This is a genomic window from Streptomyces bullii, assembly GCF_042657145.1.
Taxonomy (GTDB): Bacteria; Actinomycetota; Actinomycetes; order Streptomycetales; family Streptomycetaceae; genus Streptomyces; species Streptomyces bullii.
In genome coordinates this window covers 413,465-429,116 of the sequence record NZ_JBHSNY010000008.1, presented here as the reverse complement: position 1 = coordinate 429,116, position 15,652 = coordinate 413,465, and the positions used below count along the sequence as shown (strand labels likewise).

16 protein-coding genes are annotated in these 15,652 nt (G+C 71.5%); 9 read left to right on the top strand and 7 right to left on the bottom strand.

The window, feature by feature from the left end:
- Window positions 1-21 precede the first annotated feature (21 nt).
- Complete coding sequence (locus ACFPZJ_RS24850; protein ID WP_381025622.1) at window positions 22-777, top strand: endonuclease/exonuclease/phosphatase family protein; 756 nt, start codon at window positions 22-24, stop codon at window positions 775-777.
- On the opposite strand, the gene ACFPZJ_RS24845 is transcribed toward ACFPZJ_RS24850, so the two are convergent.
- Complete coding sequence (locus ACFPZJ_RS24845; RefSeq protein WP_381025620.1) at window positions 778-1,410, bottom strand: hypothetical protein; 633 nt, start codon at window positions 1,408-1,410, stop codon at window positions 778-780.
- A complete protein-coding gene (locus tag ACFPZJ_RS24840) occupies window positions 1,403-2,200 on the bottom strand; it encodes an alpha/beta hydrolase (protein ID WP_381025617.1) in 798 nt (265 codons plus the stop codon). Before ACFPZJ_RS24840 ends, ACFPZJ_RS24845 begins: the two co-directional genes overlap by 8 nt.
- Window positions 2,201-2,372: 172 nt before the next feature.
- On the opposite strand from ACFPZJ_RS24840, the gene ACFPZJ_RS24835 reads away from it, so the two are divergent.
- From ACFPZJ_RS24835 to ACFPZJ_RS24815, 5 genes are all read left to right on the top strand, one after another.
- Window positions 2,373-3,137 (top strand): lysophospholipid acyltransferase family protein, encoded by a 765-nt coding sequence (locus tag ACFPZJ_RS24835; RefSeq protein WP_381025787.1) that lies wholly within the window; start codon window positions 2,373-2,375, stop codon window positions 3,135-3,137.
- Between the two features lie 32 nt (window positions 3,138-3,169).
- Window positions 3,170-4,393 (top strand): MacS family sensor histidine kinase, encoded by a 1,224-nt coding sequence (macS, locus tag ACFPZJ_RS24830; protein WP_381025615.1) that lies wholly within the window; start codon window positions 3,170-3,172, stop codon window positions 4,391-4,393.
- The gene (locus ACFPZJ_RS24825) at window positions 4,390-5,079 is read left to right on the top strand and encodes a response regulator (RefSeq protein WP_381025612.1); all 690 of its coding nucleotides are present in this window, start codon (window positions 4,390-4,392) and stop codon (window positions 5,077-5,079) included. Before macS ends, ACFPZJ_RS24825 begins: the two co-directional genes overlap by 4 nt.
- A 79-nt stretch (window positions 5,080-5,158) precedes the next feature.
- Entirely contained in the window at window positions 5,159-6,187 is a 1,029-nt protein-coding gene (locus tag ACFPZJ_RS24820) for a 6-phosphofructokinase (protein ID WP_381025609.1), read from the top strand.
- A gap of 106 nt (window positions 6,188-6,293) precedes the next feature.
- The gene (locus tag ACFPZJ_RS24815; protein ID WP_381025607.1) at window positions 6,294-7,289 is read left to right on the top strand and encodes a 2-hydroxyacid dehydrogenase; all 996 of its coding nucleotides are present in this window, start codon (window positions 6,294-6,296) and stop codon (window positions 7,287-7,289) included.
- On the opposite strand, the gene ACFPZJ_RS24810 is transcribed toward ACFPZJ_RS24815, so the two are convergent.
- Together ACFPZJ_RS24810 and ACFPZJ_RS24805 are read right to left on the bottom strand one after the other, a co-directional pair.
- On the bottom strand, window positions 7,241-9,121 hold the full coding sequence (locus tag ACFPZJ_RS24810) for an anthranilate synthase family protein (protein ID WP_381025605.1): 1,881 nt from the start codon (window positions 9,119-9,121) through the stop codon (window positions 7,241-7,243). The genes ACFPZJ_RS24815 and ACFPZJ_RS24810 overlap by 49 nt on opposite strands.
- Window positions 9,122-9,222: 101 nt before the next feature.
- Entirely contained in the window at window positions 9,223-9,279 is a 57-nt protein-coding gene (locus tag ACFPZJ_RS24805) for a trp operon leader peptide (protein ID WP_218513217.1), read from the bottom strand.
- A 95-nt stretch (window positions 9,280-9,374) separates the two neighbouring features.
- Between ACFPZJ_RS24805 and ACFPZJ_RS24800 the strand changes: the two genes are divergently transcribed.
- Both ACFPZJ_RS24800 and ACFPZJ_RS24795 read left to right on the top strand, forming a co-directional pair.
- Window positions 9,375-10,727 carry a class II 3-deoxy-7-phosphoheptulonate synthase gene (locus tag ACFPZJ_RS24800; protein WP_381025602.1) on the top strand — a complete coding sequence of 451 codons (1,353 nt, stop codon included), beginning with the start codon at window positions 9,375-9,377 and terminating at the stop codon, window positions 10,725-10,727.
- Between the two features lie 161 nt (window positions 10,728-10,888).
- A complete protein-coding gene (locus ACFPZJ_RS24795) occupies window positions 10,889-11,143 on the top strand; it encodes a (2Fe-2S)-binding protein (protein WP_381025599.1) in 255 nt (84 codons plus the stop codon).
- Here ACFPZJ_RS24795 and bfr read toward each other — a convergent pair.
- Window positions 11,140-11,619 carry a bacterioferritin gene (bfr, locus tag ACFPZJ_RS24790; protein ID WP_381025596.1) on the bottom strand — a complete coding sequence of 160 codons (480 nt, stop codon included), beginning with the start codon at window positions 11,617-11,619 and terminating at the stop codon, window positions 11,140-11,142. The genes ACFPZJ_RS24795 and bfr overlap by 4 nt on opposite strands.
- 184 nt (window positions 11,620-11,803) lie before the next feature.
- Between bfr and ACFPZJ_RS24785 the strand changes: the two genes are divergently transcribed.
- Window positions 11,804-12,451, top strand: coding sequence for a sulfite oxidase-like oxidoreductase (locus ACFPZJ_RS24785; RefSeq protein ID WP_381025594.1), 648 nt, complete (start codon window positions 11,804-11,806; stop codon window positions 12,449-12,451).
- A gap of 10 nt (window positions 12,452-12,461) precedes the next feature.
- Here the strand turns inward: ACFPZJ_RS24785 and ACFPZJ_RS24780 are convergent, their stop codons facing one another.
- Together ACFPZJ_RS24780 and pknB are read right to left on the bottom strand one after the other, a co-directional pair.
- On the bottom strand, window positions 12,462-13,340 hold the full coding sequence (locus tag ACFPZJ_RS24780) for a deoxyribonuclease IV (protein ID WP_381025591.1): 879 nt from the start codon (window positions 13,338-13,340) through the stop codon (window positions 12,462-12,464).
- Window positions 13,341-13,705: 365 nt separating this feature from the next.
- Window positions 13,706-15,646 carry a Stk1 family PASTA domain-containing Ser/Thr kinase gene (gene pknB, locus ACFPZJ_RS24775; protein WP_381025588.1) on the bottom strand — a complete coding sequence of 647 codons (1,941 nt, stop codon included), beginning with the start codon at window positions 15,644-15,646 and terminating at the stop codon, window positions 13,706-13,708.
- Window positions 15,647-15,652 lie beyond the last annotated feature (6 nt).

Below are 15,652 nucleotides of genomic sequence, written 5' to 3'. Positions count from 1 at the left end.
CTCGCGTCGTACATTGACGGCATGCCAACGCTCCCGCCGCTTCCCAACTCCCGCACGGAGCCCGACGGTTCCGCCGTCATCCGGGTCCTCGGCTACAACATCCGTTCGATGCGCGACGACACCGCCGCCCTCGCCCGCGTCATCAAGGCCTGTGCCCCCGACCTGGTCCTGGTCCAGGAGGCCCCCCGCTTCTTCCGCTGGCGCAAGAAACTCGCCCGGCTCGCCCGCGCCGCCGACCTGGTCGTCCTCACCGGCGGCGCCACGGCCGCGGGACCGGCCGTCCTGTGCTCGCTGCGGGTCACCGTCGAGCGGACCGAGGACGTACTGCTGCCGCTCACCCCCGGCCTGCACCGGCGCGGCTTCGCGACGGCCGTCGTACGGTTCGGCGATGCCCGGCTCGGCGTGCTCAGCTGCCATCTCTCGCTCCAGAAGGACGAGCGGTACGAGCAGGGCGGCATGCTCCTGGACCGGCTCGCCGGGATGGGCGTGGAGCACGCGGTCGCGGGCGGCGACCTCAACGAACGCCCGGACGGCCGCACCTTCCGCCGCCTGGCCGACGGGCTCCAGGACTGCTGGGCCGCCGCACCCTGGGGCGGCGAACACACGTCGACGCCCACGGACCCCCACCAGCGCATCGACGCGATCTTCGCGACCAAGGGCATCGAGGTACTCGGCTGCGGAGTACCCCTCGGCCACCCCGGCGTGACGCTCGCGGACCTGAAAGCGGCCACGGACCACCTGCCGGTACTGGCCGCCTTGAGGATCCCCGCCGCGTAGTCAGACCACCGCGCCCCGGCCCGGGTCGTCGTCGTCCTCGTCGTCCGGCTTCATACGCATCACCAGGGTGGCGATCCCGCCGAGGAAGCCGCCGATGCACACCGTGGCCAGCCACCAGGTCATGTCCCAGCCGAGCAGCACCGCCAGCAGGAGCAGCACGGGCGCCCCGAGGACCCCGAGCCAGGCGAACTTGGCGGTGGCGTCGGCCTCCGGCAGGGGCGGCGGCTCCGGCGGTACGAAGTGGCCCTCGTCGTCCTCGGAGAAGTCGTCGTCGGACGGCTCGGGCGCGGTGTAGTCGCGCGGGCCGACGCCGGGCGCGAACGCGATGGAGCTGCCCAGCGGCCTGGCCGCCGAAGGCGTGTCTCCCGCGCGCCCCTTGTCCCCCTTGTCCTGCCCGTTGCGGCTGTTGTCGCCGTCCTGCCCGTCCTGATCGCCGGTGCCGGGGCCGTCGTCGTTGGTCTCGGCCTCCAGCAGCGCCAGGTCCTCGACGGACTTGAAGGGCTTGGCGCCCGGCGGGTCCGGCGGTTCCTCGCCGTACCCGGCGACGATCGCCGCCCAGGCGGCCTCCTCGTCGAACGGGACGCCCTTCTCGTCCGGCTCGCGGTCCTCGCGGTCGGAGTCGTGCTCAGCCACCTGCGGTCGTCCCTTCCATGCCGAGAGCGGGCTCTGTGCCGAAGCCGGGTGCGAGCCGGCCGATGAACGCGAGGCTCTCCTCGAAGATCCGGTCCGCGTCATGGTCCAACGTGGCGACGTGGTAACTCTGTTCCAGCAGGATCTCCGTGACGTCCGTCGACGAGACGCGGCTGAGGACCCGGGCCGAGTCGGCCGGCGGCACCACATGGTCGCGGGGGCTGCGCATCAGCAGCAGCGGCTGCGTGACCTGCGGCAGCTCGCGGTCCACGATCCGGAAGAAGGTCCGCAGCGAGTGCGCCGCGTGCAGCGGCACCCGGTCGTAGCCCAGCTCCTCGCTCGACGGCTTCGCGATGTCGTTCGCGATCCCCTTCGTCGCCGGCACCAGGTGGCGGACCACCGGGAGGGCGTACGCGGCCAGACCGTGCACCTTGTTCGCCGGGTTGACGACCATGACCCCGCTGATCGCGTCCCCGTGCCTCGCGGCCAGCCGCAGGGCGAGCGCCCCGCCCATGGACAGCCCGGCAACGAACACCGTCGCGCAGCGCCCGCGCAGGGCGCGCAGCTCGCGGTCCACCTCCGCGTACCAGTCCTGCCAGCCGGTGAGCCGCAGGTCCTGCCAGCGCGTGCCGTGCCCGGGCAGCAGGGGCAGTGAGACGGTCAGACCGCGCGCGGCGAGGTACTCCGCCCAGGGGCGCAGCGACTGCGGCGAACCGGTGAAGCCGTGGCAGAGCAGGACGGCGACCTTACCGCCCTCGTGGCGCAGCGGCTCGGCTCCGGCGAGGAGCGGCACCTTCGCTCTCCTGTTCATCAAGAGGCCGCCGAGAGGGACGGCATGTGGCGTGCAGGACCTTCACCGTACGCGACCGCACTGACACCGACCAGGGCCGTAGGCGCCTTTGGCGGCGGGGCGGGTTAAGGTCTGATCGACAGACACAGGAGGCACTCGGTTGTTGTACGGCGCGATGAAGGTCACCATCGGGGGGCCGCTGAAGCTCGCCTTCAGGCCCTGGGTGGAGGGCCTGGAGAACGTCCCCGCCGAGGGCCCCGCCATCCTGGCGAGCAACCACCTGTCGTTCTCGGACTCGTTCTTCCTGCCCGCGGTCCTCGACCGCAAGGTCACCTTCATCGCCAAGGCCGAGTACTTCACCACGCCCGGCGTGAAGGGCCGGCTGACCGCCGCCTTCTTCAAGGGCGTCGGCCAGCTCCCCGTGGACCGCTCCGGCGCGCGCGGCGCGGGCGAGGCCGCGATCAGGAGCGGTATCGAGGTGCTGGAGCGCGGTGAGCTGTTCGGCATCTACCCGGAGGGCACCCGCTCGCCCGACGGCCGGCTCTACCGCGGCAAACCGGGCGGCCTCGCGCGCGTGGCGCTCGCCACCGGCGCGCCCGTCATCCCGGTCGCCATGATCGACACGGAGAAGATCCAGCCGCCCGGGAAGGTCGTCCCGAAGCTGATGCGGCCTGGCATCCGGATCGGCAAGCCGCTGGACTTCAGCCGCTACCAGGGCATGGAGCATGACCGGTTCGTGCTGCGCGCGGTGACCGACGAGGTCATGTACGAGATCATGAAGCTCTCCGGCCAGGAGTACGTCGACATGTACGCGACGGCCATGAAACGGCAGCTCGCGGAGCAGGCGAAGGCCGAGAAGGAAGCGGAGAAGGCGGCGAAGGCCGCGCTCGCGCGGGCGGAGAAGGAACAGGCCAAGAAGGAACGGTCCGAGGGGGCCTAGACAGGGCCGTCAAGGCCGGGGTGGGGGACGACGTGGCCAAGCGCGAGAGAGTCATGCGGATGTCGGTCGAGCAGCCGCTGTGGCGCGCGCTCGCCGCCTACCGGGTGCTCACGATGCTGTACGCGGTCGGGCTCTTCACCACCGCCTACGACGAGTTCGCCCGTCCCTGGCTCGCCGTCGCCTACTTCGCGGTGCTGTTCGTCTGGACCCTGGCCACCCTGCCCCGGGTAGCGAACGCCGCCAGCTGCACCAAGCGGTTCCTGGCCGCCGACCTCACCATCGCGCTCGTCGGCATCCTGCTCACACCCATCGCCGACGCGCACGCGCGCGTGCAGGCGGGCGGCCCGACACTGCCGTCGATATGGACGGCGGGTGCCGTGCTGGCCTTCGCCATCAAGGGCGGCTGGCGCTGGGCGGCCCTCGCCTCCACCCTCGTCGCCGTCGCCAACCTGGTCGAACGCGGCAGCCCCGCCCGCGACACCGTCCACAACGTGATCCTCGTCTGGGTCGCCTCCATCGCCATCGGCTACGTCGTCGAGGTCGCCCGCGCCTCCGAGCGCACCCTCGCCCGAGCCCTGGAGATCGAGGCCGCGACGCGCGAGCGGGAGCGGCTCGCCCGGGACATCCACGACAGCGTGCTCCAGGTACTGGCGATGGTGAAGCGGCGCGGGGCCGCGCTCGGCGGCGAGGCGGCCGAGCTGGGCCGGCTGGCCGGCGAGCAGGAGGTGGCGCTGCGCACGCTGGTCTCCGGCGGCCTGGTGCCCGTCTCCCGGGTGTCGGAGGACGCCGCCGAGGGCGCGGTCGTACGGGCCGTGGACGAACCCGAGACGGACGGCCCGGTCGACCTGCGCGCCCTGCTCGCCCCCTACGCCGGTGCCCGGGTCAGCCTGGCCGAGCCCGGCGCGCCCGTGCCCCTGGCGCGGCCGGCCGCGCGGGAGGTGGCGGCGGCCGTCGGGGCCGCCCTGGACAACGTCCGCCAGCACGCGGGGGAGCACGCGCGCGCGTGGATCCTGGTCGAGGACGAGCCCGACGAGGTGATCGTCACCGTACGGGACGACGGACCCGGCATCCCCGAGGGACGACTCGCGCAGGCCGAGGGCGAGGGACGGCTCGGCGTGGCCCTGTCGATCCGCGGGCGGCTGCGTGACCTGGGCGGCAGCGCCGAGCTGGTCTCGGTGCCCGGGCAGGGCACGGAGGTCGAACTGAAGGTACCGAAGGACGCGACGGACGTACGGGGGAAGGCGGAGAGCCGATGACGGACATCACTCAGGACGGGCCGGGTTCGATCAAGGTCATGGTGGTCGACGACCACCCCATGTGGCGCGACGCCGTCGCCCGCGACCTGGCCGAGTCCGGCTTCGAGGTGGTCGCCACCGCCGGCGACGGCGACCAGGCCGTGCGCCGCGCCAAGGCCGCCGTTCCCGACGTGCTGGTGCTGGACCTGAACCTGCCCGGCAAGCCCGGCGTCCAGGTCTGCAAGGAGGTCGTCGCCGCCGACCCGGCGCTGCGGGTGCTGGTGCTGTCGGCGAGCGGGGAGCACGCCGACGTGCTGGAGGCGGTCAAGTCCGGCGCGACCGGCTACCTGCTGAAGTCGGCCTCGACGGAGGAGTTGCAGGACGCGGTGCGCCGCACGGCCGTCGGCGACCCGGTCTTCACCCCCGGCCTGGCCGGGCTCGTCCTCGGCGAGTACCGCCGTCTCGCCTCCGAACCGGCCCCGGCCCAGGACACCGACGAGCCCAAGGCGCCCCGTCTGACCGACCGTGAGACCGAGGTGCTGCGCCTGGTCGCCAAGGGCCTGAGTTACAAGCAGATCGCCGAACGGCTCGTCATCTCCCACCGGACCGTGCAGAACCACGTCCAGAACACCCTCGGCAAGCTCCAGCTGCACAACCGCGTGGAGCTGGTCCGGTACGCGATAGAGCGCGGACTGGACGACGAGTGAACCGGCGGGTGCGGCGGTGAGTGACCTGTCCCACCGCTAGCGTGGAAGCAGCAGGACACTGCGGCGAAGGGACACACCCATGCGGGTCGGAGTACTGACCGGGGGCCGTGACTGCCCCGGGCTCAACGCCGTCATCCGGGCCATCGTCCGCAAGGGCGTCCAGGAGTACGGCTACGACTTCACCGGCCTCCGCGACGGCTGGCTGGGGGCGATGGAGGACGACGCGGTTCCGCTGGACATCCGCGCGGTACGCGGGATCCTGCCGCGCGGCGGTACCGTCCTCGGCTCCTCGCGCACCGATCCGTTCAAGCAGGAGGGCGGCGCCCGCCGCATCAAGGAGAACCTCGCCGCGCGGGAGATCGACGGGCTCATCGTGATCGGGGGCGCGGACACCCTGGGAGTGGCCGCGCGGCTGTGGGCCGAGCACGGGGTGCCGTGTGTCGGCGTGCCGAAGACCATCGACAACGACATGTTCGCCACGGACCGCACCCTCGGCTTCGACACCGCGGTCAACACCGCGACAGCGGCGATCGACCGGCTGCACACCACCGCCGAGTCCCACATGCGGGTGCTCGTCGTCGAGGTGATGGGCCGCAACGCCGGCTGGATCGCGATCCACTCCGGGCTGGCCGGCGGCGCGAACGTCATCCTCATCCCCGAGCAGCCCTTCGACCTCGACCAGGTGTGCGCCTGGGTCACGTCCCGCTTCCGGGCCTCGTACGCGCCCATCGTGGTCGTCGCCGACGGGGCCCGGCCCAAGGACGCCGACCTGGTGCTCAGGCACGACGCGCCGGGCAACGCCGAACCGGTGCCCCTGTCCGGGGTCGGCGAGTGGCTCGCCAGGGAGATCGAGAAGCGCACCGGCAAGGAGGCCCGTACCACGGTCCTCGGCCACCTCCAGCGCGGCGGCACCCCCAGCCCCTTCGACCGCTGGCTGGCCACCCGCTTCGGCCTGCACGCCATCGACTGCGTCCGCGACGGCGACTTCGGCACGATGGTGGCCCTGCGCGGCACGGACATCGTCCGTGTGCCGATCGCGGAGGCGACCGCCCGGCTGAAGACGGTCGACCCGAAGCTCTACGAGGAGGTCGGGGTGTTCTTCGGCTGAGACGGCCCGGCAGGGCGGGGCGGGGGCCGCACCCCGCCCGCATGTCCCGGCGTACTCGGCGCCGAACCGCGTAGTCGGCCCGCACCCCCCGAAGAAGGGACGCCCCGTGGAGATCCTCGCCTTTGGTGTGCAGGCCGACGAGAAGCCGCTGATCGAGCACGCCTTCCAGGCCCACCACGACATCCGCAGCCTGGACGTCTTCCTCAACGGGGACACCGCCCCGATCGCGGCCGGCCACGAGGTGATCTCCACCAGCGTGAACTGCGATCTCGGCCCGGGCGTCCTGGAGGCCCTCGCCGCCGGCGGCACCCGGATGGTCGCGCAGCGCTCCACCGGCTTCAACAACATCGACCTGGCGGTCGCCGAGCGCCTCGGCATGACGGTCGCCCGCGTGTCGTACTACTCGCCGTACGCGGTCGCCGAGTTCGCCTGGACGCTCGCGATGGCGGTCAACCGCCGTGTCGTCCGCGCCTCCACCCGCACCCGGGACTTCGACTTCCGTCTGGACGGTCTGATGGGCCGTGACCTGCACGGCCGCACGGCCGGCGTCCTCGGCACCGGCAAGATCGGCGAGGCGTTCACCCGGATCGCGCACGGCTTCGGCATGAAGCTGCTCGGCTGGGACATCGCCGACAACCCCGCCTGCATGGAGCTCGGCATGACGTACGTGCCCAAGGAGCAGCTCCTCGCCGAGTCCGACCTGGTGAGCCTGCACGTCCCGCTGATGCCGGAGACGTGGCACCTGCTGGACGCCGCCGCCCTGCGGACCATGAAGGACGACGTGATCCTGGTGAACTCAAGCCGCGGCGGCCTGATCGACACGGCCGCCCTCGTCGTGGAGCTGCGCGCGGGCCGCTTCGCCGGCGTCGGACTCGACGTGTACGAGGCGGAGGCGGGCCTGTTCTTCCTCGACAAGTCCCTCCAGGCCGTCGAGGACGACACCCTGGCCCGCCTCGTCACGTTCCCCAACGTTCTGGTGACGTCCCATCAGGCGTACTACACGGCGGAAGCCGTCGGCCACATCGTCGACGCCACGGTGCGCAACGTCCTCGACTACACGGCGGGCCGCCGCTCCGAGAACGTGCTGGTGCCCCGCATCTGACCCATCAGCTCCTGCACGACCGCCGCGCCGTTCAGCGTCAGCACCGACTCCGGGTGGAACTGCACCCCGGCGAAGCCCGGCCCGCGCAGGGCGTGCACCTCCCCGTTGCCCGCCCGGCTGACCTCGACACCGTGCGCGGCCAGCTCGGCGGCGGCCTCGTCGTCGCAGCGCGCCACGAAGCTGTTGTAGAAGCCCACGGTCTCCTGCCGCCCGAACAGGTCGACGACGGTCTGCGCGCCCTGGTACGGCACGTCCTTGCGGACGATCTCCAGCCCCAGCTCGGCCGCGATCAGCTCGTGCCCGAGGCAGACGCCGAGGACGCCGTGCCGGTGCTCCCGGACGACCTCGGCGGTCAGCTCCCGCAGCAACCGCATCTTGGGATCGTCCGCGTCCGACGGGTCCCCCGGCCCGGGACCCAGCACCACGGGCCCCTCGTGCCCGAGCACCGCCTCCCGCAGCCCCGGCGCGTCGTACCGCCGGACGGTCACCTCCAGGCCGCCGGAGCGCAGCACGTGCGCGAGCATCGCGGTGAAGGTGTCCTCCCCGTCGACGACCAGCGCGTGGCCGTCCAGGGCGTCCGGCCGCTCCTGCATCCGCAGCCAGAACGGCGCCAGCGAGGACCGCCGCCCGTCCAGCGCGGCCCGCACCCGCGGGTCGTCGGCCAGCCGGGGCCGCACGGCCTCCTCGCGCGGGCGGGACGGACGCACGCCCAGGGCCGCCAGCACCCCCGCCGCCTTGGCGTGCGTCTCGGCGACCTCGCCCGCCGGGTCCGAGCCCCGCACGAGCGTGGCGCCGACCGGCACCCGCAGCCGCCCGTCCGCGTCGATGTCGGCGGTGCGGATCAGGATGGGGGAGTCGAGGGTCTGGGCCCCGCCGGAGTCCTTGCCGAGCAGCGCCAGGGCGCCCGCGTAGTAGCCGCGTCCCCCGACCTCGTGCCGCTCGATGACCCGGCAGGCGTTCTGCACCGGCGAGCCGGTGACGGTCGCCGCGAACATGGTCTCCATCAGCACCTCCCGGACGTCCAGCGAGGACCGGCCGCGCAGCTCGTACTCGGTGTGCGCGAGGTGCGCCATCTCCTTCAGCCGGGGCCCGACGACGACCCCGCCCATGTCACCGACGGTGCACATCATCTTGAGCTCCTCGTCGACGACCATCGACAGCTCCTCGATCTCCTTGCCGTCGGCGAGGAAGTCCAGCAGGTGCTCGGGGGTCGGCCCCTCGGCGGGATAGCGGTAGGTGCCGCTGATCGGGTTCATGACGACCGTGCCGCCGGACATCCGCACATGCACCTCGGGACTGGCTCCGACCAGTGTGCGGTCCCCGGTGTGCACGACGAACGTCCAGTACGCGCCGCGCTCGCCCTCCAGCAGTCGCCGGAACAGCGCCAGCGCGTCAGCCCGCCCGAAACCGGGGATCCCGCCCTCGTACGTCCGCCGGATGACGAAGTTCGCGCCCTCGCCCCGCCCGATCTCCTCGCGCAGCACCCGCCCGACGATCTCGGCGTACTCCTCGTCGGCGACGTCGAAGCCGCCGCCGACGACCCGCACGGGATGCGCCGGAAGCCGCGACAGGGCCTGCTCCAGGGGCACCTCGTGCGTCTCCTCGGGGGTCAGGACCAGCAGCGGCGTGCCGTCGTCGCGGACGTCGAAGCCGCGCTCGCGGATCTGCCGGAAGGGGACGAGCGCCAGGCCCTCCTCGGGGAGGGCGGCCAGACGGTCACACCCGGCCACCGGGCCGAGCAGCACCTCGACCACGTCCTGGTCGTGTCCCGGGGTGCGGCGGCGGAGCAGGGCGAAGGGGCGGGGGTCGTGCGCGAGCTGTGCCAGGTCCATGGTTCCTCTTCCGTCGATGTTCGGTGAGGAACGGCCCCGGTCACGGAAACGCCGAAGGCCGCCCCTCGGGCGGCCTTCGCGACGTTCTCGGGTACGCGCAGTCAGTGGGCCGCCGGAGAAGCGGTCCACCACCAGCTCTGGATCGAGTGCGCGAACATGCGACGCACTGTACCCGATGTCCGCACCGTGTACCCCGTGTCTCACTTGATGGGCAGTGGCCGGAAGGCCCGTCACGACCCCGTAGTGTTGAGGCGTGACCGTGAACGCTAAGACCAGCGCGAGCGCTGGCAACACCTGGCGAAACCTGCCCGCGGCGCAGCAGCCCGAGTACCCCGACCCCGAGGCTCTGCGCGCAGTGATCGCGGACCTCGAGTCGTATCCGCCGCTCGTCTTCGCGGGCGAGTGCGACCAGCTGCGCGCCCGGATGGCGGCCGTCGCCAAGGGAGAGGCGTTCCTCCTCCAGGGCGGCGACTGTGCCGAGGCGTTCGACGCGGTGTCCGCCGACCAGATCCGCAACAAGCTCAAGACGCTGCTCCAGATGGGCGCCGTACTGACGTACGCCGCGTCCGTACCCGTGGTGAAGGTGGGCCGCATCGCCGGCCAGTACTCCAAGCCGCGCTCCAAGCCCACCGAGACCCGCGACGGCGTGACGCTGCCGACCTACCGGGGCGACTCCGTCAACGGCTTCGACTTCACCGAAGAGGCCCGCGTCCCGGACCCCGAGCGGCTCAAGCGCATGTACCACGCCTCGGCCTCCACGCTGAACCTGGTGCGCGCCTTCACCACCGGCGGCTACGCGGACCTGCGCCAGGTGCACGCCTGGAACCAGGACTTCGTGAAGTCGTCCCCCTCCGGGCAGCGCTACGAGCAGCTGGCCCGCGAGATCGACAACGCGCTGAACTTCATGCACGCCTGCGGGGCCGACCCGGAGGAGTTCAAGACGGTCGAGTTCTACTCCTCGCACGAGGCGCTGCTGCTCGACTACGAGTCGGCGCTCACCCGCGTCGACTCGCGCACGGGCCAGCTGTACGACGTCTCCGCGCACATGGTGTGGATCGGTGAGCGCACCCGGCAGCTGGACCACGCGCACATCGAGTTCGCCTCGCAGATCCGCAACCCGATCGGCATCAAGCTCGGCCCGACGACCACGGCCGAGGAGGCGCTGCAGTACATCGAGCGCCTCGACCCGGAGCGCGAGCCGGGCCGGCTGACCTTCATCGTCCGCATGGGCGCCGACAAGATCCGCGACAAGCTCCCCGAGCTGGTCGAGAAGGTCACGGCGTCCGGCGCGGTGGTGGCCTGGGTGACCGACCCGATGCACGGCAACACCTTCGAGGCCGCCTCCGGGCACAAGACCCGCCGCTTCGACGACGTGCTCGACGAGGTCAAGGGCTTCTTCGAGGTCCACAAGGAGCTCGGCACCCACCCGGGCGGCATCCACGTGGAGCTCACCGGTGACGACGTCACCGAGTGCGTCGGCGGCGGCGACGAGATCTTCGTCGACGACCTGCACCAGCGCTACGAGACCGCCTGCGACCCGCGCCTGAACCGCAGCCAGTCGCTGGACCTGGCGTTCCTCGTCGCCGAGATGTACAGGGACCAGTAACCGGGTCGCCTGTTACAGGACTGTCCCTGAAAGTGGAGTGGGGCGCGGATCACATACGATCCGCGCCCCACTCCACTTTTGCGGCTCCTGAGCGACGGGTAAGGTTAGGTTAGCCTCACCGATCAAGGGTCGGGATGGCACGACCCAGATCCCGTCCGGAGGTGAGCCGCGTGTACGTCTGCAGTTGCTTCGGCATCACCGAACAGCAGGTCAAGCAGCACGCGGAGAACGGTGCCTGTACACCCCGGCAGATAGCCTCCGCCTGCAAGGCGGGCACGGACTGCGGATCGTGCGTACGCCGGATCCAGGCCCTGCTGGGCAGGGGTGCGTGTCCGCGCCGTGAGCTGGCCGACCAGGGACAGCCGGTCCTGGCCGAGCTGGAAGGGCTCGAAGAGCTGGAAGAGGCGGCGGCCTAGCTGTCCGGCTGCTCGATCAGCTGCGCGAGGTACAGCGCCTCGCCGAGCTTCTCGATCAGCTCCAGCTGGGTGTCCAGGTAGTCGATGTGGTGCTCCTCGTCGGCCAGGATGTCCTCGAAGATGTTCGCGGACGTGATGTCGCCCTTCTCGCGCATCACCTTGATGCCGCGCCGGAGCCGGTCGATCGCCTCGACCTCGATCTGCCGGTCGGCCTCGAACATCTCCTTGACGGTCTGCCCCACACGGACGTGGAAGAGCCGCTGGTAGTTGGGCAGTCCCTCCAGGAACAGGATCCGGTCGGTGAGCACCTCCGCATGCTTCATCTCGTCGAACGACTCGTGCCGGGTGTACTTGGCGAGCTTCGTCCAGCCGAAGTTCTCCTGCATCTTCGCGTGCAGGAAGTACTGGTTGATGGCGGTCAGCTCACCGGTGAGCTGCTCGTTGAGGAATTCGATGACCTCGGGGTCGCCCTGCATCGCAGAGGCTCCTTCCAGCCGGTGTGTACGGGCGGGTTGCGCCGCATGATTCCACCGGGAACGAAGATCGTCCAGTAAGTCTGTACTTAGTAAGTTAGGGCATGCTTAGTCAAATTGGTCCGTAATGCCCGAATCTGAGTGGGCCCGGTCCTGTGCATCCCGCGGGGTCTGTCAGGATGGAGTCATGGGTCAGCCGGTGGAACGCGGATGGGGAGCGCGTGAGTCAGGAGGAGCGGCACAGCCCGAGCTTCCGCCGGGACAGCGCCTGCAGCGCGGCTGGCCGGTCACGCACTACGGGCCCGTGCCCCGGTTCCGGCCCGAGCGCTGGGAGTTCCGGGTCTTCGGCGCCACGGCCGACGGCGGGAAACACTGCTGGTCCCACGAGGAGTTCACGGCCCTGCCGCACACCACCGTCGTGGCCGACCTGCACTGCGTCACGAAGTACAGCATGCTCGGCGCCGAGTGGGGCGGCATCCCCGCCCGGACCATCCTGGAGATCGCGCCGCCCGCGCCCGAGGTCACCCATGTGATGGTGTGGGCGGAGTACGGATTCAGCTCCAACATGCGGCTGTCCGACTTCGCCTCCGAACGCACCATCTTCGCCACCCACAAGGACGGCGAACTGCTGACCGCCGAGCACGGCTTCCCGCTGCGCTTGATCGTCCCCCACCTGTACGCCTGGAAGGGCCCCAAGTGGGTCCGCGGTGTGGAGTACATGACCGCCGACCGGCGCGGCTTCTGGGAGGAGCGCGGCTACCACAACATCGGCGACCCGTGGAAGGAACAGCGCTACTCGTACCAGGAGGAGCCCGGGGACGGCCCCGAGCTCTGAGCGGTACGGCTCAGCTCTCCCGGAGCTTCTTCAGCCGCTCCACGTCCGCCGCGTGTCCCTCCTTGCCGCCGGGCGTCTCGATGATCAGGGGGACGCCCTCCGTCGCGGGATGGTTCATCAGCGCCCGGAACGGGTCCTCGCCGATGTGCCCGGCGCCGATGTTGGCGTGCCGGTCCTTGTGGGCGCCGACCACGTCCTTGGAGTCGTTGGCGTGGATCAGCTTCAGCCGGCCATCGCCGACCGTGTCCACCAGCAGGTCCAGCGTCTGGTGCATGCCGCTGGGTCCGGTCAGGTCGTGCCCCGCCGCGAAGACATGGCAGGTGTCCAGGCACACGCCCAGCTTGGGGTGGGCGTCCAGCGCCTCGAAGTAGGGCCCGAAGTCCCACGTCCGCGAGCAGAGCGAGGCGCCCTGGCCCGCCGTCGACTCCAGCAGCAGATACGGGTCGTCGTCGTGGGTCAGCTCGTCCAGCAGTGGCAGCATGTACTCCCGTACCTGCTTCAGGGCCACCGACCTGTCCCGGCCGCCGGTCGCGCTGCCCGTGTGCACGACCACACCCAGCGCGCCGATCTCCCGCCCGCGCCGCAGCGAGTGCCGCAGCGACTCCACCGACCGCTCCACCGTCGCTTCGGTGTGCGAGCCGAAGTTGATCAGGTACGGGGCGTGGACGTACGCCGGGACCGACTCGGCCTCGCACGCCGCGCGGAACGCCTCGTCCTGCTTCGGATTGCCGGCCGGCGTGGCCCAGCCGCGCGGGTTGGCGACGAAGACCTGCACCGTCTCGGCCCGCAGGTCGCGGGCGTAGGACAGGCCGACGGAGTGGAGACCGCCGGCCACGGGGACATGGCCGCCGACGGGATTGCGCGGGCGGCCGGACTGCTGACTGTTCACCCGTTCAGGGTGTCATGCGGACGGACGTGTCCGGACGGGAGATCCGTGTGATGTCCGCGTCGGCGGTCGGGACTCGTCAAATGCCGTGCGGGTGTCGTGCCGTGCGGTGGTGTCCGGGCGGGTGTCGTGCCGTGCGGTGCCGCCTGTTGCTGCCGTCCGGTCCCGGTGGCGGCCGGTGCTGATGCCGTCGCGTGCGGTGGCGTCCCGTCCAGTGCTGTTCGGTCCCGTGTCGTTTCCGTGCGGTGGCGGCCCGTCCAGTTCCGTCGGTCCGGTGTTGTCCGGGCCGGTGCCTTTTCCGTGCCGTGTCGTCCCGTGTGGTGGCGGCCCGTCCAGCGTCGTCCCGGCCGGTGGCCCCCCGTGCGGATCTAGCGGATCTCGATCGTGATCGTCGATCCCTTGGGCGCGGTGTCCCCGCCCTCGACGGACTGGCCCCTGACGGTGTCGCCGAACAGGCCGAGCAGACCGCGGTCCTCGTCGACCTGGAAACCGGCGGCCTCCAGTTTCCGCGTGGCGTCGTCGACGCTGTCGCCGACCACGTCCGGCACCTCGATCATCTCCGGGCCCTTGGACAGCGTCAGCGTGACCGTGTCCCCTTCGGCGGCCCGGCTGCCGCTGCCCGGGGTCTGTCGGGCGACCTGGCCCTTGTCGTGCTCCGAGTTGACGCGCTCGGGGGCCACCTTGACCTTCAGGCCGGCGTCCTCCAGCTCGGCCGTGGCGCCGGCCAGGTCCTCCCCGGTCACGTCCGGGACGTCCACCGGACGGCCCTTGCTGACGGTGAGCGCGACGGCCGAGCCGGCCCGCACCTTCGTGCCCTGCTCGGGATCGGTGGAGATCACCATGCCCCTGGGCACGTCCCCGCTGAACTCCCGGGTCACCATGCCCGGCTCCAGTCCCTCGTCCTTCAAGACCTCCCGCGCCCTGTCCAGCCGGTAGCCCTGCAGGTCGGAGACGCGCACGGTCTGCGGTCCCTTCGAGATCGTGAGGGTCACCGCGTCGTTGCTCCGGATGCGGGCGCCGACCTCCGGGTCCGTGCTGATGACCGTGCCGCGCCGCACGGTGTCGCTGTAGGCGTGCCGGACCGAGCCGACCTCGAGCCCGGCCCGGTCCAGCCGGTCCCGGGCCTGCTGCTCGGTCTTCTCCAGCAGCGGCGGCACCTGGGTGAACTGGCCGGAGTTGATGTACCAGATGCCCGTGCCGACGCCGAGCACCAGCAGGACGGCGACCACGATCGCGAACGGCCCGCGCCGGAGACCCGAGCGGCGCCGGGGCGGCGGCGGAGGAGGCGTCTGGAACCGGCTGGTGCGGTGCAGCGGCGGCGCGCCGGCGTCGTCCGGCTCCTCGGCCTCGTTGACCGGCAGCAGCCGCGGCACGGTCAGCGCGCGCGGGATCACGCTCGTACGGTCCTCGGCGTTGTCGTGCTCCGCGGAGAGCGCCTGCGGCGGCACCGCGTCCAGCTGGTCCGCGCTGAGCCGGCCGCGCGCCTCGCGGAGCCGCGCGAGCAGCGCCACCGCGTCGTGCGGGCGGACGTCCGGGGTGCGCGCGGTCGCCGACGCGACCAGCTCGTCCAGCTCGTACGCCATACCGGGCACGATGGCCGACGGCGGCGGCACGTCCTCGTGCAGATGCTTGTAGAGGATGGTGGCGGGGGAGTCGCCGTCGTGGGGCTTGTCGCCGGTGAGGGTCTCGAAGAGCATGACGCCGCACGCGTACACGTCGACCCGGGGGTCGGCGGTGCCGTGCTCTATCTGCTCGGGCGCGAGGTACGAGACCGTGCCGAGCACGGTCCCGGTGGTGTTCGTCACCGTGTCCACGGCCCGTACCAGACCGAAGTCGGCGACCTTGACCCGCCCGTCGTCCCCTATCAGGACGTTCTCCGGCTTCATGTCCCGGTGCACGAACCCGGCGCGGTGCGCCGCGCCGAGCGCCGCCAGCACCGGCTCCAGGATGTCCAGGGCGGCCCTCGGCTGCAGCGCCCCGCGCTCGCGCAGCACGTCACGCAGCGTGCAGCCGGCCACGTACTCCATGGCCAGGTACACGTACGGCCCGTCGGTCCCCTGGTCGAAGACCTGCACCACGTTCGGGTGCGCCAGCCGGGCCACCGACTTCGCCTCGCGGATGAACCGCTCGACGAACGTGCCGTCGGCCGCGAGCGTAGGGTGCATCACCTTGAGCGCGAGGACGCGGTCGAGCCGGGTGTCCACGGCCCGGTAGACCGTGGCCATCCCGCCGACCGCGATCCTCGCGTCGACGCGATACCGGCCGTCGAGCAACTGCCCGACCAGAGGGTCCTGAAGGGTCGTGTCCACGCAGGC